An 18,925-nucleotide genomic window follows, 5' to 3' on the forward strand; every position below is an offset into this window, starting at 1 on the left:
GAGGCCCCTCCTGTGGTTGCAGCGGCCGGTGGAGACGTCATGCCCCCAACAGGCCCCAGGGATACCCGAGTTCGGGTCGAGGGTAGGGCCGTGATCGGTCAGGAGGGGTCGCGCATCAACAGGGCACGGTCGCATAGAGGTCGCATACGGTCACTTTCGTTCGCCGGTGTAGTCAACCGGCTCACCCCGCCGCGCGGATCGCCTCATCGATGCCCGGAAAAGCGAACCGGAATCCCGACTCCAGCAACCGTTTCGGCACCACCCGCTGACTGCCCAGCACATCCCCGGCCATCTCGCCCAGCGCCACCCGCAGGGCCGGAGCGGGCACCGCGAACACCGCCGGCCGGCGCAGCACCCGCCCCATCGCCGCCGTGATCTCACGGTTCGTCAGCGGTTCGGGAGCCGTCAGGTTGAACGGCCCGGACAGGGTGTCCCCGTCGATGAGATGCCGGATCGCGGCGACCTCGTCGTGCAGCGCGATGTACGACCAGTACTGCCGCCCGTCGCCCAGCCGCCCCCCGAGCCCCGCCCGGAACAACGGGAACAGCCGCCCCCAGGCTCCGCCGCCCCGGGCCACCACCAGCCCCGTGCGCAGGAACACCGTCCGCACCCCGGCCTGCGCCACGGGCGCCGCCGCCTCCTCCCACTCCACGCACAGCGAGGGCAGGAAGCCGTCACCCGGCGGCGCGTCCTCGTCCACCGCCCGGTCGCCGGTCTCGCCGTAGAAGCCGATCGCGCTGCCGTTCACAAACACCCGCGGCGGCCGCGGCAGCGAGGCCACCGCCCCGGCGAGCGCGGCCGTGCCCAGCACCCGGCTGTCCCGCAGCAGCCGCTTGTACTCGGGGGTCCAGCGCCGGTCGCCGACCCCGGCCCCCGCCAGGTTGACCACCACGTCACACCCGGCCAGCCCGGCCGCGTCGACGTGACTCCGCTCGGGGTCCCAGCGGACCTCGTCCGCGCCCCGGGGCGCACGGCGCACCAGCCGTACGACCTCGTGCCCGTCCGCCGTCAGGGACCGCACCAGAGCTCTGCCGATCAGACCGGACGCGCCGGCCACCGCGATACGTGAACGTTCCATGGCCCCAGCATGACCGTGCGACCGGTCGGAAACCCGACGGGACGCTCCGGCCGCCCGCCGTAGGGTGATCGTCATGCCGGAGCCGCACATACGCATCGCCCAGGCCGACGACGAGGAGGGCCTGGCCGTCCTCGACCGGGCCACCTGGTCCACCCTGCACGCGGTGACGCCCCCGCCCCAGCCGCCCTACCAGCCGTTCTTCGACGAGCGGCACCCGCCGCACGAGTTCCTCGTCGCCGAGGCCGCGGGACGCGTCCTCGGCTATGTCCGGCTCACCCGCCCCACCCCGCTCGCCTCCAACGCGCACGTCCTCGCGATCCAGGGATTCGTCGTCGCCCCGCAGGCACGCGGGCAGGGCGTCGGGCGCGCCCTGATCCGGGCCGCCGTCGCGGAGGCGCGCCGGCGCGGCGCACGGCGCCTCACCCTGCGCGTGCTCGGGCACAACACCCCGGCCCGCGCCCTCTACGCGTCCGAGGGGTTCGCCGTCGAGGGCGTGCTGCCGGGGGAGTTCCTCATCGACGGCGCGTACGTCGACGACGTCTGCATGGGCCGGGCCCTGTGAGCCCTACGAACTGACCAGTTCGCCCGTGTCCACCGGCGCCGTCGCCGTGGCCGCCCGCCGGGCGTCGCCCGCCACCTCGGCCGCCGTCAGCGCATACCCCGTCTCCGCGTCCGAGGTGGAGCGGGCGAAGACCACCCCGAACACCCGGCCGTCCGTGGTCAGCAGCGGGCCGCCGGAGTTGCCCGGCCGGACCGTGGAACGGATCGCGTAGATCTCCCGGGTGACCGTGCGGTCGTTGTAGATGTTCTGGCCGGTCGCCCGCACCCGGTTCCCGACCGTCGCCGCCTGCAGGTTCAGGGCCCCGTCCTGCGGATAGCCCGCCACCACCGCCGAGTCCCCGCGCGCCGCACTCGGGTCGAACCGCAGCACCGGGGCGCGCAGATCCGGCACATACAGCACCGCCACGTCCCGGTCCGGGTCGAAGAGCACCACCCGGGCCGCGTACGACGGCCCGACCCCGCCGACCCGTACGCCCGGGTGAGCGATGCCCGCCACCACGTGCGCGTTGGTCATCACATGCCGTGGCGCGTAGACGAACCCGCTGCCCTCCCGGCCCTCGGCGCCCGCGGCACCCTCGATCTTCACCGTGCTCAGCTTGGCCGCGCGGGTCGCGGCCGGGGTGACACTGTCACCGGTCGGCCGGGCCACCCGGGCCGTCGACTCGTTCTCGAACGGGTTGAACACCTGCGGGAAACCCGCCTCGGTCAGCGCGGAGGTGGCCCGCGAGAACCACGCCGGCGTCGTTCGCGGCATCGCGTCCTGCACCGCGCCCAGCAGCGTCGAGTTCCGTATCGCCGTGGTCAGGGTCTGCGAGGGGGCCGCACCCAGCACGCTCGCCGCCACCCAGGCCACGATCAGCACCGCCACCGAGTTCGCCGCCGCGCCCCCTATCCCGTCCGCCACCCGCAGCGGACCCCGGTCCAGCTCCCCGCGCAGCCGCAGTGCCAGCCGGCCCGCCAGCTCGTGCCCCACCACCGCCGGCACCAGCACCGTCGCCACCGCGAGCAGCATCGCCGCCGCCGTACCCCGCTCCACCTGGCCCGTCACCCAGGGCAGCAGCCACACGCCGAGCACGGCGCCGCCCACGAACCCGGCCAGCGAGAGACATCCGGCCACCAGGCCGCGCCGGTACCCGGCCACCGCGTAGACGACGATCACCAGCACAAGCACCAGGTCGAGCAGGTCCACGGAGCCGCCTTTCTCTCGGACCCCTCAGTACGCACGGCACGGGTCCGCTGATCAGCCACGCCCCCGGGTGACGAGCACCGGACCGCGGAACCGGTCACGTACGTGTGTACCCCCAGAAACGACCCGGACCAGGACGATGGTTCCGCCAGGTGGCACAGCACGCATCGCGGGCACGGCACGGCGGCCCGAGAGTGGGATCATGCGTGTCGTCCGAAGAGCCCGGACGGCCGGGAAACGGCGTACCGCACGGACCCGACGGACCCCCGGGCCCCTCCTCGTGCTGCTCGGCTCCCTGCCCGGGCTGCTCGCCGTCCTCGCCCTGGCCCTGTGCGCCCGCGGCGTCGAGCGGGCCGCCGCGCCCCGCCCCGGCCTGCCCGCGGCGGCCGCCCGGCCACCCGTCGTCCACCGCGCCGCCCGCCCTCGGATCGTGCCCCGCTCCGCCTGGCTGGACCGCGCCACCGGGCACACCCAGCCGCCGCCGCGCTACGACGACAAGGTGATCGCCGTCTTCCTCCACCACACCGACTCGCCCAACGGCTACACATGCGCCGACGCGCCCCGCATCATCCGCCACCTGTACGCCGGCCAGACCGGCGCCCGCCGCTGGGACGACATCGGCTACAACTTCCTCGTCGACCGCTGCGGCACCATCTACGAGGGCCGCGCAGGAGGCGCCGACCGGCCCGTCACCGGCGCCCACACCCAGGGCTTCAACCACCGCACCGCCGGCATCGCCGCCCTCGGCACCTTCACCGCCGGCGTGCCCGTGCCCCGGGCCATGACCGACGCGATCGCCGCGCTGGTCGCCTGGAAACTCGGCCTGGCCGGCGTCGACCCGCGCGGAGACGCTCGGCTGGTCTCCAGCAGCGGCCTCAGCCGCTACAAGGCGGGCACCACCGCCACCCTGCCCGCCCTGGCCGCCCACAAGGACGGCTTCATGACCAACTGCCCCGGCGCGGCCCTCACCGCCCGCCTCCCGGCGATCCGGGAGCGGGCCGCCCGGTTGCAGGGGCGGACGCCCACAGGAACCCCCTAGGCGGCACGCAGCCCGCCGACACCACCCGCAGGCGCAGGGGGATATGGCACCCGGGCCGTACGGCACCCGGCGTCACGCCTTGAACCGCTCCCACAGGCGGGGATAGCGCTCGGCGAGCACCTGCTCGTCCTCCAGGTCCAGCGGCGTGCCCTCCGGCTCGGCCGGCGGCGGGGCGATGCCCAGGTCGGGCCCGACCGTGCCGGTCAGCTGTTCGTACGCCTCGTCCGCCGCGTACCCCAGCTCCTCGCCGTCGCCGTCGATCTCCTCGTCGAACTCGCCCAGCAGCTCGGCGAGTGCGTCCGGGTCGTGCAGGGCGCCCTCGAAGACCTCCCGGCCCTGGCCGATCAGCCAGCAGCGGAAGTAGTCGAACGCGTCGTCGCTGCACCCGTCCAGCAGCAGCCAGGCGGCACCCCACAGGTCCCAGCGGTAGGACCGGTTGTAGCGGGCCTCGAAGTGACGGGCGAAGTCCAGGACCAGCTCGGGGTCCAGCCGGAGCAGCCGGTCCACCAGCGCGTCGGCCTGCTCCTCCGGGTCGCCCTCGGCGGCCTCGCGGGTGGCGTCGATCAGCTCCCAGAACTCCGTCTCATCCATCACGGCACCAGCATCGGGCCTCGGCCGGTGGGACGCACGCGGAGTACGGCGGATCGTTGTCAGCCGTGCGCACGGCGGTAGCGCGCGGCGAGCCGGGCCGCGTCCGCCGCGCACCGCTCCCGCAGGCTCGCCGGGGCCAGCACCTCCGCCTCCGCGCCGAGCGCCGTCAGCTGGCCGTGCGCGACCTCCTCCGACTCCACGGGCAGCGTCACCGTCACCCAGCCCTCGGCATCCGGCGCGCCCGCGCTGTCGAGCGCCGTCCGCGCGGCGAGCGGATCGGCGGCGTACGGCAGCCGGCGCACGCCGTCCGGGGACAGCCGTACGACGACCTCGGCGCGCAGGATCGACCGGGCGAACCGCTCGGCCTGCTCCGCCCAGAAACCGGGCAGGTCGAAGTCCTCGACGCGGACGAATCGGGTCTCGCCGGCGTCGACGGAGGTGAACCGGTCGATGCGGTACGTCCGGAAGTCGCCGCTGACGGGCACCCGCGCGCACAGGTACCAGACCCCCGCCTTCAGGACCAGCCCGTACGGCTCCAGTTCCCGCTCGACCTCGTCGTCCGAGCGTCGGTAGACGGCGCGGACCCGCCGGTCGTCCCACACCGCCTCCGCGAGCACCGGCAGCAGCGCGGGCGTCTGCGGCTCCCGGAACCAGGCGGGCGCGTCCAGATGGAACCGCTGAGCCGCGCTGTCCGGCGCGTCCCGCAGCGAGGGCAGCAGCGCGGCGGACACCTTCAGCCGGGCGGCGGAGGCGGCGTCCTCCAGGCCCATCTCCCGCAGCGCCCCCGGCACCCCGCTCAGAAAGAGGGCCTCGGCCTCGCTCCGGGCCAGCCCCGTCAGCCGCGTCCGGTAGCCGCCGACCAGGCGGTACCCGCCGGTCCGCCCCCGGTCCGCGTACACCGGCACGCCCGCCTCCGACAGCGCCTGCGCGTCCCGTGTCACCGTCCGCTCCGACACCTCCAGCTCGCGCGCGAGTTCGGTGGCGGTCATGGACGGGCGGGACTGGAGGAGCAGCACCATCTTGATGAGGCGGGCAGCACGCATGCGTTCATGATGCCGGGGGCCACTGACAGCAGGGGGCCGAGGGCGACGAGGCCCCGCGCGACCCCCCGAGCCGCCTAGAGATCCAAGGACCACCCTCCGTCCGGCCGTGGGCGGTGGTGCCGGAGCGCGTCCGCTCCACCGATGTCCGGATGCGACTCGGGGACATCCGGCTCAGGCACCCTGTCGATGTCGGGAAGCGACCCGCCGACCTCATCGATTGCCGGCACCGAGCCACGGGTGACTCGCCCCCGACCGTCCGGCCGCACCTCCTTCACCGAGCTTCGCCGGCGGCGCGCGGGTCCGGCCGGGGCGGGGACTTCGGCGCGGGCAGGCCCATCCGGCTCGTCCAGCGGCCCGGCGCCGAGCAGGTGGTCGAGTTCCGACGCTGCGGCATCGAGTCCCGGCACCGCCGTGTCACACGGGGGCATCCCCGGGAAAGGGGGCGCCTGCGTGGTGAGCGCCTCGATGCCGGTCATGCACTCGGTGAATCGCCTGACGTTCGTCGCGTAGACGGCTTCCCCCAGAAGCTCCGTGACGTCCCCGAAGAGCATCAGGAAGGACGGGTGCAGGAGGTAGCGCGCCGCTTTCACGACTGCCGTCAGGTCCGCGTCCCCCGCGGCCCCCTCCTTGAGCAACCGGAACTCCCAGTCGGCTCCGTCGTCGGAATGGACGAGCGTGAGCGTGCCCAACCCGTCCAGGAAGTCTTCCACGAGGCGTGCACCGCTATGGGCCCCCTCCTGCGGTGCCCCCACCCCGTGCAGGATCGCCCGCAGGTCGGACGCGTGCCAGTTGTGCGCCCGGACGTACACGGCCGCCTCCGCCACGAGCCGGACGAGCTCCTGCGCGTCGCCGGGCGTCCGGACGGCAGGCCAGAGCAGGCCGGGGCGGCCCGTCATCGCCGCGAAGTCCAGCAGCAGCTCGGCGAGGACCGCCTCGGTCTCCGCCTCCCCGCAGCCACCTCGCACCACCGCGTGCGCCCCCCTGGCCGTCCTCAGGACATGCCGGGCCGCGTTGTCCAGTTGCAGCCGTGTCAGCGTCCGGGGCGCGTGCGGATGCTCTTCGGTCAAGGCCCCCACCACCTTTTCCGTAGGAATCAGTACAAGGTAGGGGGGGTGGGACATGTACACCAGACCGCATGACCTGGGCGCGGCGGTCGGGCCGGGGCGAACGGGACGAGAAAAAAGCGGCGGACGGAAGGTGCGTGCACCTTCCGTCCGCCGCCGCCGGTTTTCCTAGAGCCCGTACTTCCCCCGGGCCTCCTTGACCGCCGTGGCCTTCACTTCGCCGCGCCGGGCGAGCTGGGCCAGGGCCGCGACGACGATCGACTGGGCGTCGACGCCGAAGTGGCGGCGGGCGGCCTCCCGGGTGTCCGACAGACCGAAGCCGTCGGCGCCCAGCGAGGACCAGTCCTGCTCCACCCACTGCGCGATCTGGTCCGGGACCTGGCGCATGTAGTCGGACACGGCCAGCACCGGGCCCTCGGCGCCCTGGAGGGCCTGGCGGACGTACGGCACCCGCTCCTCGCCGCGCAGCAGCGACGCGTCGGCCTCCATCGCGTCCCGGCGCAGCTCCGACCAGGAGGTCGCGGACCACACGTCGGCGGCCACACCCCACTCCTCGGCCAACAGCTTCTGCGCCTGAAGCGCCCAGTGGATCGCCGTACCCGAGCCCAGCAGCTGGATCCGCGGGGCGCCCGCCGGGGCGGTCACACCCGCCGACTCCGCCGTGTTGAAGCGGTACAGACCCTTGACGATGCCCTCGTCGATGCCGAGGCCCTGCGGCTTCGCCGGCTGCGGCAGCGGCTCGTTGTAGACCGTCAGGTAGTAGAAGACGTCCTGGTCCTCGCCCGGCTTGGCCTCGCCGTACATCCGGCGCAGACCCTCACGGACGATCACCGCGACCTCGTAGGCGAACGCGGGGTCGTACGTCAGCGCGGCCGGGTTGGTGGCGGCGATGACCGGGGAGTGGCCGTCGGCGTGCTGGAGGCCCTCACCCGTCAGGGTCGTGCGGCCGGCGGTCGCGCCGACGAGGAAACCGCGGCCCAGCTGGTCGCCGAGCTGCCACATCTGGTCGGCCGTGCGCTGCCAGCCGAACATCGAGTAGAAGATGTAGAACGGGATCATCGCCTCGCCGTGCGTCGCGTACGACGTCGAAGCGGCGATGAAGTCGGCCATCGAACCGGCCTCGGTGATCCCCTCGTTGAGGATCTGGCCGTTCTTGGCCTCCTTGTAGTACATCAGCTGGTCACGGTCGACCGGCTCGTACGTCTGGCCCTTGGGCGAGTAGATGCCGAGGGACGGGAAGAGGCTCTCCATACCGAAGGTGCGCGCCTCGTCGGGGACGATCGGCACCCAGCGCTTGCCCGTCTCCTTGTCGCGGACCAGGTCCTTGATCAGGCGGACGAAGGCCATGGTGGTGGCCACGTTCTGGGAGCCGGAGCCCTTGTCGAAGGAGGCGAACGCCTTCTCCGCGGGGGCCGGCAGCGGGGCCAGCGCGTGGGTACGGCGGGCCGGGGCCGGGCCGCCGAGGGCCGCGCGGCGCTCCTGGAGGTAGCGGACCTCGGGGGAGTCGGCGCCCGGGTGGCCGTAGGGCACCACGCCGTCCACGAAGTCGCTGTCCTTGATCGGCAGCTCCAGCAGGTCGCGCATCGCCTTGAACTCGTCCACCGAGAGCTTCTTCATCTGGTGGTTGGCGTTCTTCGACGCGAAGCCCTCGCCGAGGGTGTGGCCCTTGACCGTCTGGGCCAGGATCACGGTCGGCGCGCCCTTGTGCTCGACGGCGGCCTTGTACGCGGCGTAGACCTTGCGGGCCTCGTGACCACCGCGGGAGAGGTGGAAGCACTCGAGGATCTTGTCGTCGCTCAGCAGCTTCGCCATCTCGGCGAGCGCCGGGTCCTTGCCGAAGAAGTCCTGGCGGATGTAGGCGGCGTCACGGGTCTGGTACGTCTGGATCTGCGCGTCCGGTACCTCGCGCAGCCGGCGTACCAGCGCGCCGGTGGTGTCGAGGGCGAACAGCTCGTCCCAGGCGGTGCCCCACAGCGTCTTGACGACGTTCCAGCCGGCGCCGCGGAACTGGGCCTCCAGCTCCTGCACGATCTTGAAGTTGGCGCGGACCGGGCCGTCGAGGCGCTGCAGGTTGCAGTTGATGACGAAGGTGAGGTTGTCCAGCTCCTCACGGGCGGCGAGCGCGAGGGCCGCGGTCGACTCCGGCTCGTCCATCTCGCCGTCGCCGAGGAAGGCCCAGACGTGGGAGGCGGAGACGTCCTTGATGCCGCGGTTGGTGAGGTAGCGGTTGAAGCGCGCCTGGTAGATCGCCGACAGCGGGCCGAGGCCCATCGACACCGTCGGGAACTCCCACAGCCAGGGCAGGCGGCGGGGGTGCGGGTAGGAGGGCAGGCCGTTGCCGCCGGCCTCCTGGCGGAAGTTGTCGAGGTGCGCCTCGTTCAGGCGGCCGTCGAGGAAGGCGCGGGCGTAGATGCCCGGGGAGGCGTGGCCCTGGATGTACAGCTGGTCGCCGGAGCCGTCGCCCTCCTTGCCCTTGAAGAAGTGGTTGAAGCCGGTCTCGTAGAGCCAGGCGGCGGAGGCGAAGGTGGCGATGTGGCCGCCGACGCCGTACTTCGCGCCACGGGTCACCATCGCGGCCGCGTTCCAGCGGTTCCAGGCGGTGATCCGGGCCTCCATCTCCGGGTCGCCGGGCATGCCCGGCTCGGCGGAGGTGGGGATGGTGTTGACGTAGTCGGTCTCGAGGAGCTTCGGCAGCGCGATGCCGCCCGCCTCGGCGCGCTCCAGCGTGCGGCGCATCAGGTACGCGGCGCGGTGCGGCCCGGCCTCCCTGGCGACGGCGTCGAGGGAGGCCTGCCATTCGGCGGTCTCCTCCGGGTCGCGGTCCGGGAGCTGGTCGAGCGCGCTCGGCTGGATGGCGTGGGGGTCGGTCATGTCGCCGCCTTCCTCAGTCGAAGGGGGTTCCCTCATCGGTAAGGGTTCGGGGGTTGCCCTAGGTCTTTGGCAGGACAGGGCACAGGACTTCGGTGGAAGTCCGTCGGCGACTGTAACTCCCTGATCGATGATCGATCAAAGGGTTGAGGGCCAAAACCTCTCGAAATCGAGAAAGTAGGCACCGGGTGCCTTTGAAATGGGCACCCGGTGCCGTGCACGGGCAAGGTTTTCGCAGGTGAGCGCCGATATGCTCGGCTGCGTCAGGCCCGCGGCGCGCAGCCCAGGACGTGCGCCTTCACCAGCTCGGCGATGCGCGGGTCCCGGCGCTTGAACGCCTGCACCAGCTCCTCGTGCTCCTCCGCGTACGACTGCTGGACCGTGCCCAGCCAGCGGATCGACAGCGCCGTGAAGACCTCGATGCCGAGGCCCTCCCAGGTGTGCAGCAGCACCGAGTTGCGCGCGGCCCGCACCAGTTCGCGGTGGAAGCCGACCGTGTGGCGCACCTGTGCCGTGCCGTCCGACTTGCGGTCGGCCTCGTACAGGGCCAGGACGTGCGGCTCCAGGGCCGAGCAGTCCTCCGCGAGCCGCTCGGCCGCCAGCTCCGCCGCGATGGCCTCCAGGCCGGCCCGGACGGGGTAGCTCTCCTCCAGGTCGGCCGCCGTCAGATTGCGGACGCGTACGCCCTTGTTCGGGGCCGACTCGATCAGCCGCAGGGACTCCAGCTCGCGCAGGGCCTCTCGGACCGGGGTCTGGCTGACCTCCAGCTCGGTGGCGATCCGGCGCTCCACGATGCGCTCGCCCGGCTGCCAGCGCCCGCTGACGATCCCCTCCACGATGTGCTCGCGGATCTGCTCGCGCAGCGAGTGGACGACGGGCGCGGTCATGAGGGCTCCTCGGCAGTGCGGACCCGGCGGGTCGGCGGGACCCTTAGACAATACGGCCGTGGCCCCGGACGGAAGGGGTACGGCTGCTCTCACCTCAGGTGATACCTGTTACAGAGAAGTGCCCGCCCGGGTGGCGAGGCATGCGGCTTCGTCGGCGGCGGTCCTGGACGAAACGCCAACGCCGGTGCGTGTCGATGAGGTTGGAGCTGGTGACCGACCGGTGAATCCTGAACCTGTCAAACCCGCCTTCGATTAGGTTGGTCCCGGGAGCCGTGGTAGGCAGCCGAGGCAGAACGGAACGGGGGCGTGGTGGGTCGGAAGAAGGACCTGGCGGCCAAGCGCGAGGATCTGACCAAGCTGGCCGACGACCTCGACACCATGCAGGAGCATCTGACCCGGCAGGTCGAGCGCATGGACCGGGTCGTCGACGAGATCGAGAAGGGCTGGCAGGGGCCCGCGGCGGCCGAGTACCGCAAGCTCCACCGCTCGGTCGCCGAGGACGCCGTCCGGATCCGCGAGGTCATGGGGAAGCTCGAAGCGGCCGTGCGGCTGGGCCGGGACGGATTCACCGAGACGGATCTCGATGTACTGGCGCGCATACGCGCCGTCAAGGTCGACGTCGAGGCCGAGGCGGACAAGCTGTCCACGCCGGCCGAGGCGCCGCCGACGCACCCGCGCAGCAGCCTCGACCAGCTGTGAAGCCAGCCGGAGTCAGTGAACGACGCGCAGGACGGCGGCGCGGGGTGCCGCCGTCCGGAAGGGGGGGATGAGACATGCAGGACGGCAGCGCCGAGGACGACTACATCGCGGTCTCGTTCGGCACGCTGGAACACCTGACCGCCGAGCTCGACGACATCCTCAAGAAGCTCAACGGACACCTGGACGACCTCTACGACCGCCTGGTGCCGGTCGTCGCGTCCTGGCAGGGCGAGGCCCGCGAGGTGTTCCTCGAAGAACTCGACAAGTGGGACACCTCGGCCAGGGATCTGCAGGCGGCTCAGACGTGGCTGCACGGGGTCGTGAGCAGTGCTCATCGCGGGTACGCGGCCGCGCACCACGCGGTGCTGCGGGGGTGGGGCGGCGCCTGATGGCCGAGCGGCGACCCACCGACGAGCAGCGGCAGAAGGAGCGGATCGAGGCCCGGCCCCGCTCGCCCAAGACGAGCGGCGGCTTCGACGTCCAGCCGCCGCACCTGTACTACACCTCCCTCGTGGTACGCGACGGGCAGTTCGACTACGACAAGGGCGCCACGGCGCTGGTCGAGGTGCTGAACAAGTACAGCCAGTCGGCGGGGGCCGGCTGGGGCGCGGACGCCTTCGCGGCGGCGTACAAGTCGGTGACCGAGAAGTTCCTGGAGCTCTGGGCGAAGAGCGTCGTCAGCGTGGGCGGGGTCGCCGTCGGCCTGACACACACGGCGAACACGTACGTCCAAGCCGACTGGCAGGCGCGCCGGGTGTACGGCCCGCCGCCCGTCGACAAGGCGCCGCCCGCCGTCATCCAGAAGCCGCCCCGGTACGGTCCGGTCAACGACATCAAGTGGTCCGGCACCGGCGAGGACGCGGACTCCTCGGAGATTGCCGGCATCCTCGGCGAGATCCCCGACTTCCTCGCCGACGTGATCCGGCCTGCCATTGAACACGGCCTCAGGCTCGGCAAGATGCACGAGATCACGCCGGGATGCAAGGACGAGGAGTTCAAGGACATGGCCACCGCCTGGGGCGCGGCCGCGAAGGCGGCCACGGGCGCGTCCAGCGACTTCAACGGTGCCATCAAGTTCATCAGCAACAACAAAGGCAACGACGAGTGGCAGGGCGCCATGAAGGCCTTCTGCCAGACCATCTGGGGCACCACCGAGTGGGGCAGAACCTATGACAAGCAGATGAACCGGGTCTCCATGGGTCGCATCTGGAAGACGGACCGCAAGGTCGTGCCCGCGAAGCGGCGCCCCATCATCGACATCCTCTTCGAGACGGCCACCGCTGTGCAGAAACAGCTGGACGAGCTGGCCGGAGTGGCCGTCACAACCAGGCAGACCACTACGCGGCTCGGCAAGGAGGCGGCGATGGCCACGGTCAGGGACCTGACCACGGACCTGGACCCGTTCGAGATGACGCGGCTCGCAGCGACCCTGGCGTTCGGCGAGATCGTGATGACGTTCCGCTCGCACATGGACAAGGCGGCCGCGGACGCGGCGGTCGAGAAGTACCACAAGGCATTCAGCGACGCCGCCACCGCGCTGAAGGAGCTGGAGCTCGAGCTGGACGAGGCACTGCTCAGCGTGCCCACGTTCGTGGCGGAGGAGGCCCGCGCGGAGGGGTATGGAGCCCGCTCCCTCAACGACTTCAAGAAGGAGCACAGCTGGCAGCGGCCGGAGAGTCCGTTTCCGTACAAGTACAGCCTCGATCTGGCGACCGAGGAGGAACTGTACGGCGGGCACAGCATCGACAAGCATGTCGGCCTGACGGACTTGCAGCTGACGCAGCGGTTGCGGGATCAGGCGAGCGGTACGGGTGAGCCGAATATTCCCGCGGCTTCCACCTTCACTAGTCTGGAATCGGCTCAGGTATATACGCAGTACAATATCCGGTCCAATTCTGCGGAGATCGACAAGTGGCTTCAGGGTAACCCGCCCGCTCCTCCGCAGAAGGAGTTCACGGTGGGAGCGGTCGACATTGGGAATCATGCGCTACCCGTCGTGACCGGGCGTACGGCGCAAGTGGTGAACAATCACCCGACGCCGCCGAAGGACGCGCTCGGCGTCTCGACGGTGCTCAAGTATGAACCAAAGCTGGATCCGCCATTCGTCGTCCTGACGTCCATGCCGAAGTGATGTATGAGGAGACAGTGATGGCAGAACTCAACGAGCAGACGTGGGCCGAGGCGATCGGCATCTACGCTCGCAGGTACACCATCGCCAAAGTGACCAGCAGGAACCATGCGGACTGGGCACTCGATGTGAACACTTTGATGCATGGTGACACGTCTGACAACCGTGGCTGGCGCACCAAGGATTCCCTCTTGGGTGAGTTCGAGAGGCTCGACGACCCGTACTACCCGTTCAGGCTGAGGCCGGACGACCCATCAACGACTGGCGCCTGGAAGTCCCATCTGAATGAGATTCCGCGCTCCTCCGCCAAGCGGTTTCTGGTGGCTCTTTCCACGCTTTGGCTCAACGTCGAGGACACCCCGGACTTCGAGGAACGCAGAGCCGATCTCGAAGCCAAGGCTGACGTCATACTCTCACGTTTCCCCGAAGGCTCCCACTTTTATGCCAACACCGGGCCGCGCAGCGCAGAAATCGACTACTACAAGCATATTTCAGGCTGCGATCCGATTTCCGTGCACATCTGGGACCTCGGGTTGATCCTTGTATCCGAGAAGGAGGTCGGAATGGTCTGGTCCTTCCACGCGTGGTGACCCACCGACTCGATCCGCTGTGAGGAGACAGTGATGGCAGAGCTCAATGAGCGGTCGTGGGCCGAGGCGATCGGCATGTACGAGCGTCGGGCGACCATTGCCAAGGTGACGCGCAGGGAGCACGAGGACTGGGTGCTCGACCTGGCCACCCTGATGCGCGGTGACACCCACGACGCCCGCGGCTGGCGCACGGTGGACATATGGGAGGGGGAACTCGAAAGGCTCGACGAACCGTCCTACCCCTTCGTCGGGCCTAGGGGGGCTGTCGCGACGCCGCCGGACGCCTGGAAGCCCTATCTGTATGAGATTCCGCGTTCTCAGGCCGTACGGTTCCTCGTGGCCCTTTCCACGCCCTGGGTCGATGTCACAAAGGAACCGGATTTCGAGGAGCGCAGGGAGGTCCTTGAAGCGAACGCCCGCGTCATCCTGTCGCGTTTCCCCGAAGGATCGCATTTCTACGCGAACACTGGCCGTCACAGTGCTAGTCGCGACTACTACCAGCGGGTTTCTGGTTGGCATTCCTTTTCCGTGCGCACCTACGACTTCGGCTTGGTACTCGTGTCGGAGACGGAAGTCGGGATGGTCTGGTCATTCCGCTGATGTAATGCGATCCGCCGTGCTGCCCACCATGGAGAAGCCCCTTGCGTACCCGCACCGCCACCTACCCCGACCGGGAAACCGCCCAGTGGGCGACCCAGCACGTGGTCACCCGGAACGAACAGGTCATCCACCGCTGGCTGGCCCAGTCCGCCCGAGCGCGGCTGACGATCGAGGCGGCCTGGCCGTCCCGTGAGGAGCCCGTCGGAAGGGTGCTGCTGCAGGCCATGATGCTGGCCGGGCGCGGAGCCGTCGAGGTCCGGGCCGCCCGGGTCGTGCTGCGCCGCGAGCCGGGCGCCGCGCACGGATTCGTCGTGCACGCCAGTTTCCCCGTCTACCTGTGAAGGCAGTCCTACCGTGCCGCTGACGCCTCTTGAGCACGACCGCAGATACGGCGAGTTGGACCAGGTCCTGCGCGCCTATGTCGGCCGGCCCGCCGACGACACCGAGGAGAAGCCGAGCGCGGCCCTCACCGCGTATCTGCGGCACACCTGGCACACCCGCCCCTGGGCGCTGGCCGCCGCCGAGAGCCAGCTGCGCGAGTACGCGCGCACCCCGCCGGGGCGGCTGCGGGTCCGGCTCGGCGAGTTCTACGACCTGCCGGACGTGGGTCTGGCCGACGCGGAGATCCTGGACTGGCTGACGCTGCTCGCCGACCACATCCGGCGCAGCGTCGAGGAGGGGCAGGTGCCGGCCCCGGCGAAGCCGGAGACGCACTGGGAGTGGCATGCCAGGTTCCCCGAGCTCGGGCAGTTCCTCGGCGGCTGGTTCTCCCAGGACATGCCCGACGAGTTCGACGGGCACGACGCGGCGGTGGACGACTACGCCGCGACGACCGACCGGCAGCTCGTCGCGCGCCTCGTGGGGGAGATCCGGGAACTGCTCGCCCTCGGGCTCGACGCGAGCGAGTACGCCGTCGGCGCCGCCGAGCTGGGCATGGAGGTCGAGGCTCCGGACCGGCTCACCGTGAGCGGCTGGCTCGCGCTGGTGGCGGCACGCCTGGCCTAGTGGTGCCCGGCTCGCAACGGCAGAGCCCCCGCCCGGAGAAGAACTCCGGACGGGGGCTCCGTCGTACTGCCTGAACGGGGAGATCAGAGACCGAGCTCGACCTCGAACTCGCCCGCCTCCAGGATCGCCTTGACAGCCGTCAGGTAACGGGCCGCGTCGGCGCCGTCGACCAGGCGGTGGTCGTAGGAGAGGGTCAGGTAGGTCATGTCGCGGACGCCGATGACCGTGCCCTCCTCGGTCTCGATGACGGCCGGGCGCTTGACCGTGGCACCGATGCCGAGGATCGCGACCTGGCCCGGCGGCACGATGATCGTGTCGAACAGCGCGCCGCGCGAACCGGTGTTGGAGATGGTGAAGGTCGCGCCGGACAGCTCGTCCGGGGTGATCTTGTTGGCGCGGACCTTGCCCGCCAGCTCCGCCGTGGCCTTGGCGACGCCCGCGATGTTGAGGTCGCCGGCGTTCTTGATGACCGGGGTCATCAGGCCCTTCTCGGAGTCCACCGCGATACCGATGTTCTCGGTGTCGAAGTAGGTGATGGTCCCCTCGGCCTCGTTGATCTTGGCGTTGATGACCGGGTGGGCCTTCAGCGCCTGCGCGGCGGCCTTGACGAAGAACGGCATCGGGGAGAGCTTGACGCCCTCACGGGCCGCGAAGGAGTCCTTCGCCCTGGCGCGCAGCTTCATCAGGCGGGTGACGTCGACCTCGACGACCGACGACAGCTGGGCCTGCTCGTGCAGCGCCTTGACCATGTTGTCGCCGATGACCTTGCGGATCCGCGGCATCTTGACGGTCTGGCCGCGCAGCGGGGAGACCTCCAGCGCCGGCGCCTTCTTGGCGGCGGCCGGAGCGGCGGCCGGAGCCGGGGCAGCGGCGGCGGCCTTCGCGGCCTCGGCGGCGGCGAGGACGTCCTGCTTGCGGATGCGGCCGCCGACGCCGGTGCCCTTGACGGTGGCCAGGTCGACGCCGTTCTCGGCGGCGAGCTTGCGCACCAGCGGGGTCACGTACGCGCCCTCGTCGGTCGCCTGGGTGGCGGTCGGGGAGGTCGGCGCGGTGGCCGGGGCGGCCGGAGCCGGAGCCGGAGCGGGCGCCGGAGCCGGGGCAGCGGCCGGAGCCGGAGCCGGAGCAGCGGCCGGAGCCGGAGCCGGGGCAGCGGCGGCGGGCGCCGGGGCCGGGGCGGCGGGAGCCGGAGCCGGAGCGGGCGCCGGAGCCGGGGCAGCGGCCGGAGCCGGAGCCGGAGCGGCGGCGGGGGCCGGGGCGGCACCCGGGGCGCCGATGACGGCCAGCTTGGCGCCGACCTCGGCGGTCTCGTCCTCGCCGACCACGATCGCCAGCAGCACGCCGGAGGCCGGCGCGGGGATCTCGGTGTCGACCTTGTCCGTGGAGACCTCGAGCAGCGGCTCGTCGGCCTCGACGGTCTCGCCGACCGACTTCAGCCAGCGGGTGACGGTGCCCTCGGTGACGGACTCGCCGAGCGCGGGCAGGACCACGTCCGTGCCCTCGGCGTCGCCGGCAGGGCCTTCGGCAGTCACGGCCTCGGCGGCGGGCGCCGGAGCCGGGGCGGCCGGGGCCTCGGCGGCCGGGGCGGGAGCCGGCTCGGCGGCCGGGGCGGCCTCGGCGGCGGGGGCGGCCTCGGCGGCCGGCTCGGCGGCGGGCGCACCGCTGCCGTCGTCGATGACGGCCAGCTCGGCGCCGACCTCGATGGTCTCGTCCTCGGCGACCTTGATGGAGTGCAGCACGCCGGAGGCCGGCGCGGGAATCTCGGTGTCGACCTTGTCGGTCGAGACCTCGAGCAGCGGCTCGTCGGCCTCGACGCGTTCGCCCTCGGCCTTCAGCCAGCGGGTGACAGTGCCCTCGGTGACGCTCTCACCGAGCGCCGGAAGGGTTACGGAAACCGCCATGGTTTCGGTTGCTCCTAACGAATTGCGGAAAGTCTGTGTCGTCGCGCCCGTTGACCGAAGGGTCAGTCGTGGGAGTGCAGCGGCTTGCCGGCCAGGGCCAGGTGTGCCTCGCCGAGCGCCTCGTTCTGCGTCGGGTGGGCGTGGATGAGCTGGGCGACCTCGGCCGGCAGCGCCTCCCAGTTGTAGATCAGCTGGGCTTCACCGACCTGCTCACCCATGCGGTCGCCGACCATGTGGACGCCGACCACGGCACCGTCCTTGACCTGGACGAGCTTGATCTCGCCCGCGGTCTTCAGGATCTTGCTCTTGCCGTTGCCCGCCAGGTTGTACTTCAGAGCGACGACCTTGTCCGCGCCGTAGATCTCCTTGGCCTTGGCCTCGGTGATACCGACGGAGGCGACCTCCGGGTGGCAGTACGTCACCCGCGGGACACCGTCGTAGTCGATCGGAACGACCTTCAGACCGGCCAGACGCTCCGCCACCAGGATGCCCTCGGCGAAGCCGACGTGCGCGAGCTGGAGCGTCGGGACGAGGTCACCGACGGCGGAGATGGTCGGGACGTTGGTGCGCATGTACTCGTCGACGAGGACGTAGCCGCGGTCCATGGCGACCCCGGCCTCCTCGTAGCCCAGGCCCTGCGAGACCGGGCCGCGGCCGACGGCGACGAGGAGGACCTCGGCCTCGAACTCCTTGCCGTCCGCCAGGGTGACCTTCACACCGTCCTGGGTGTACTCGGCCTTCTGGAAGAAGGTGCCCAGGTTGAACTTGATGCCGCGCTTGCGGAACGCGCGCTCGAGAAGCTTCGAGGAGTTCTCGTCCTCGACCGGGACGAGGTGCTTCAGGCCCTCGATGACCGTGACGTCGGCACCGAAGGACTTCCACGCCGAGGCGAACTCGACGCCGATGACACCGCCGCCCAGGATGATCGCGGACTTCGGCACACGGTCCAGCACGAGGGCGTGGTCGGAGGAGATGATGCGGTTGCCGTCGATCTCCAGGCCGGGCAGCGACTTCGGCACGGAGCCGGTCGCCAGCAGGATGTGGCGGCCCTGGATGCGCTGGCCGTTCACGTCCACGGAGGTGGGGGAGGACAGGCGCCCCTCACCCTCGATGTACGTCACCTTCCGGGACGCGATGAGCCCCTGGAGCCCCTTGTACAGGCCCGAGATCACATCGTCCTTGTACTTGTGGACGGCCGGGACGTCGATGCCCTCGAAGGTGGCCTTGACGCCGAACTGCTCACTCTCGCGGGCCTGGTCGGCGATCTCGCCCGCGTGCAGCAGGGCCTTGGTGGGGATGCAACCCCGGTGCAGGCAGGTGCCGCCGACCTTGTCCTTCTCGATCAGGGCGACGTCCAGGCCCAGCTGTGCCCCGCGCAGGGCCGCGGCGTAACCACCGCTACCACCGCCGAGGATCACTAGGTCGAAAACGGTGCTGGCGTCGTTCGCCACGTCACGTCCTCCATGCATGTGCGCCGTACGCCGGTCTCCGATGACCGGCAGGCGGCTGGTGTCCGGCCGCTTGATGCTTCGGCCCTTCGGTGGGGGCCCTGTCCTGCCGGGCTCCATCTTTGCACTTGTCGGACGAGATCGAGACGCCGGGCCGGTGTGTGAGACGTCCCACGTTCCCGCGCCCCCGAAGGGGCGCGGGGCTGTGCCTGCTGCGCGGCTCCGCCGCGCGGGCGCGAC

The 18,925-nt window shown here is 71.0% G+C and carries 18 protein-coding genes; 9 read left to right on the forward strand and 9 right to left on the reverse strand.

Annotated elements, in window-relative coordinates; all coding sequences use genetic code 11:
• Positions 1-181: 181 nt before the first annotated feature.
• Positions 182-1,078, reverse strand: coding sequence for a TIGR01777 family oxidoreductase (locus ACZ7DL_RS29345; protein WP_470778642.1), 897 nt, complete (start codon positions 1,076-1,078; stop codon positions 182-184).
• A 73-nt stretch (positions 1,079-1,151) separates the two neighbouring features.
• On the opposite strand from ACZ7DL_RS29345, the gene ACZ7DL_RS29350 reads away from it, so the two are divergent.
• Positions 1,152-1,640, forward strand: coding sequence for a GNAT family N-acetyltransferase (locus ACZ7DL_RS29350; protein ID WP_470778643.1), 489 nt, complete (start codon positions 1,152-1,154; stop codon positions 1,638-1,640).
• Between the two features lie 3 nt (positions 1,641-1,643).
• Here ACZ7DL_RS29350 and ACZ7DL_RS29355 read toward each other — a convergent pair whose 3' ends face one another.
• The gene (locus tag ACZ7DL_RS29355) at positions 1,644-2,828 is read right to left on the reverse strand and encodes a MarP family serine protease (RefSeq protein ID WP_470778645.1); all 1,185 of its coding nucleotides are present in this window, start codon (positions 2,826-2,828) and stop codon (positions 1,644-1,646) included.
• Between the two features lie 199 nt (positions 2,829-3,027).
• Between ACZ7DL_RS29355 and ACZ7DL_RS29360 the strand changes: the two genes are divergently transcribed.
• Complete coding sequence (locus tag ACZ7DL_RS29360) at positions 3,028-3,864, forward strand: peptidoglycan recognition protein family protein (protein ID WP_470778647.1); 837 nt, start codon at positions 3,028-3,030, stop codon at positions 3,862-3,864.
• Positions 3,865-3,936: 72 nt separating this feature from the next.
• On the opposite strand, the gene ACZ7DL_RS29365 is transcribed toward ACZ7DL_RS29360, so the two are convergent.
• From ACZ7DL_RS29365 to ACZ7DL_RS29385, 5 genes are all read right to left on the reverse strand, one after another.
• A complete protein-coding gene (locus ACZ7DL_RS29365; protein WP_470778709.1) occupies positions 3,937-4,455 on the reverse strand; it encodes a DUF4240 domain-containing protein in 519 nt (172 codons plus the stop codon).
• 59 nt (positions 4,456-4,514) lie between these two features.
• Complete coding sequence (locus ACZ7DL_RS29370; protein WP_470778649.1) at positions 4,515-5,498, reverse strand: helix-turn-helix transcriptional regulator; 984 nt, start codon at positions 5,496-5,498, stop codon at positions 4,515-4,517.
• 74 nt (positions 5,499-5,572) lie between these two features.
• Positions 5,573-6,565: a hypothetical protein gene (locus ACZ7DL_RS29375; protein WP_470778651.1), complete on the reverse strand. Its 993-nt coding sequence runs from the start codon at positions 6,563-6,565 to the stop codon at positions 5,573-5,575.
• Between the two features lie 165 nt (positions 6,566-6,730).
• Positions 6,731-9,433: a pyruvate dehydrogenase (acetyl-transferring), homodimeric type gene (aceE, locus tag ACZ7DL_RS29380; protein WP_470778652.1), complete on the reverse strand. Its 2,703-nt coding sequence runs from the start codon at positions 9,431-9,433 to the stop codon at positions 6,731-6,733.
• Between the two features lie 260 nt (positions 9,434-9,693).
• Entirely contained in the window at positions 9,694-10,317 is a 624-nt protein-coding gene (locus ACZ7DL_RS29385; RefSeq protein ID WP_470778654.1) for a GntR family transcriptional regulator, read from the reverse strand.
• 306 nt (positions 10,318-10,623) lie between these two features.
• Here ACZ7DL_RS29385 and ACZ7DL_RS29390 point away from each other — a divergent pair, with 306 nt between their 5' ends.
• The 7 genes from ACZ7DL_RS29390 (at position 10,624) to ACZ7DL_RS29420 (ending at position 15,339) form a co-directional block, all read left to right on the forward strand.
• The gene (locus ACZ7DL_RS29390) at positions 10,624-11,016 is read left to right on the forward strand and encodes a WXG100 family type VII secretion target (protein ID WP_470778655.1); all 393 of its coding nucleotides are present in this window, start codon (positions 10,624-10,626) and stop codon (positions 11,014-11,016) included.
• Positions 11,017-11,090: 74 nt separating this feature from the next.
• Entirely contained in the window at positions 11,091-11,405 is a 315-nt protein-coding gene (locus tag ACZ7DL_RS29395) for a WXG100 family type VII secretion target (RefSeq protein WP_470778657.1), read from the forward strand.
• A complete protein-coding gene (locus ACZ7DL_RS29400) occupies positions 11,405-13,147 on the forward strand; it encodes an RNase A-like domain-containing protein (protein ID WP_470778659.1) in 1,743 nt (580 codons plus the stop codon). Before ACZ7DL_RS29395 ends, ACZ7DL_RS29400 begins: the two co-directional genes overlap by 1 nt.
• A 17-nt stretch (positions 13,148-13,164) precedes the next feature.
• Positions 13,165-13,734, forward strand: coding sequence for a hypothetical protein (locus ACZ7DL_RS29405; protein ID WP_470778661.1), 570 nt, complete (start codon positions 13,165-13,167; stop codon positions 13,732-13,734).
• 33 nt (positions 13,735-13,767) lie between these two features.
• Positions 13,768-14,334, forward strand: a complete 567-nt coding sequence (locus tag ACZ7DL_RS29410) for a hypothetical protein (protein ID WP_470778663.1) — start codon at positions 13,768-13,770, stop codon at positions 14,332-14,334.
• 41 nt (positions 14,335-14,375) lie between these two features.
• On the forward strand, positions 14,376-14,675 hold the full coding sequence (locus ACZ7DL_RS29415; protein WP_470778665.1) for an RNase A-like domain-containing protein: 300 nt from the start codon (positions 14,376-14,378) through the stop codon (positions 14,673-14,675).
• 13 nt (positions 14,676-14,688) lie between these two features.
• On the forward strand, positions 14,689-15,339 hold the full coding sequence (locus ACZ7DL_RS29420; protein ID WP_470778667.1) for a contact-dependent growth inhibition system immunity protein: 651 nt from the start codon (positions 14,689-14,691) through the stop codon (positions 15,337-15,339).
• 83 nt (positions 15,340-15,422) lie between these two features.
• Here ACZ7DL_RS29420 and sucB read toward each other — a convergent pair whose 3' ends face one another.
• Together sucB and lpdA are read right to left on the reverse strand one after the other, a co-directional pair.
• Complete coding sequence (sucB, locus tag ACZ7DL_RS29425; RefSeq protein WP_470778669.1) at positions 15,423-17,237, reverse strand: 2-oxoglutarate dehydrogenase, E2 component, dihydrolipoamide succinyltransferase; 1,815 nt, start codon at positions 17,235-17,237, stop codon at positions 15,423-15,425.
• A gap of 62 nt (positions 17,238-17,299) precedes the next feature.
• On the reverse strand, positions 17,300-18,688 hold the full coding sequence (lpdA, locus tag ACZ7DL_RS29430) for a dihydrolipoyl dehydrogenase (RefSeq protein ID WP_470778671.1): 1,389 nt from the start codon (positions 18,686-18,688) through the stop codon (positions 17,300-17,302).
• Between the last annotated feature and the right edge of the window lie 237 nt (positions 18,689-18,925).

The sequence above is a fragment of the Streptomyces sp. NPDC036984 genome, assembly GCF_055607665.1.

Bases quoted from the DNA above. Each gene is read 5' to 3' on its own strand.
- ACZ7DL_RS29345 (WP_470778642.1), bottom strand. From the start codon at position 1,078: ATGGAACGTTCACGTATCGCGGTGGCCGGCGCGTCCGGTCTGATCGGC.
- ACZ7DL_RS29350 (WP_470778643.1), top strand. From the start codon at position 1,152: ATGCCGGAGCCGCACATACGCATCGCCCAGGCCGACGACGAGGAGGGC.
- ACZ7DL_RS29360 (WP_470778647.1), top strand. From the start codon at position 3,028: ATGCGTGTCGTCCGAAGAGCCCGGACGGCCGGGAAACGGCGTACCGCA.
- ACZ7DL_RS29365 (WP_470778709.1), bottom strand. From the start codon at position 4,455: ATGGATGAGACGGAGTTCTGGGAGCTGATCGACGCCACCCGCGAGGCC.
- ACZ7DL_RS29370 (WP_470778649.1), bottom strand. From the start codon at position 5,498: ATGCGTGCTGCCCGCCTCATCAAGATGGTGCTGCTCCTCCAGTCCCGC.
- aceE (WP_470778652.1), bottom strand. From the start codon at position 9,433: ATGACCGACCCCCACGCCATCCAGCCGAGCGCGCTCGACCAGCTCCCG.
- ACZ7DL_RS29385 (WP_470778654.1), bottom strand. From the start codon at position 10,317: ATGACCGCGCCCGTCGTCCACTCGCTGCGCGAGCAGATCCGCGAGCAC.
- ACZ7DL_RS29395 (WP_470778657.1), top strand. From the start codon at position 11,091: ATGCAGGACGGCAGCGCCGAGGACGACTACATCGCGGTCTCGTTCGGC.
- ACZ7DL_RS29400 (WP_470778659.1), top strand. From the start codon at position 11,405: ATGGCCGAGCGGCGACCCACCGACGAGCAGCGGCAGAAGGAGCGGATC.
- ACZ7DL_RS29405 (WP_470778661.1), top strand. From the start codon at position 13,165: ATGGCAGAACTCAACGAGCAGACGTGGGCCGAGGCGATCGGCATCTAC.
- ACZ7DL_RS29410 (WP_470778663.1), top strand. From the start codon at position 13,768: ATGGCAGAGCTCAATGAGCGGTCGTGGGCCGAGGCGATCGGCATGTAC.
- sucB (WP_470778669.1), bottom strand. From the start codon at position 17,237: ATGGCGGTTTCCGTAACCCTTCCGGCGCTCGGTGAGAGCGTCACCGAG.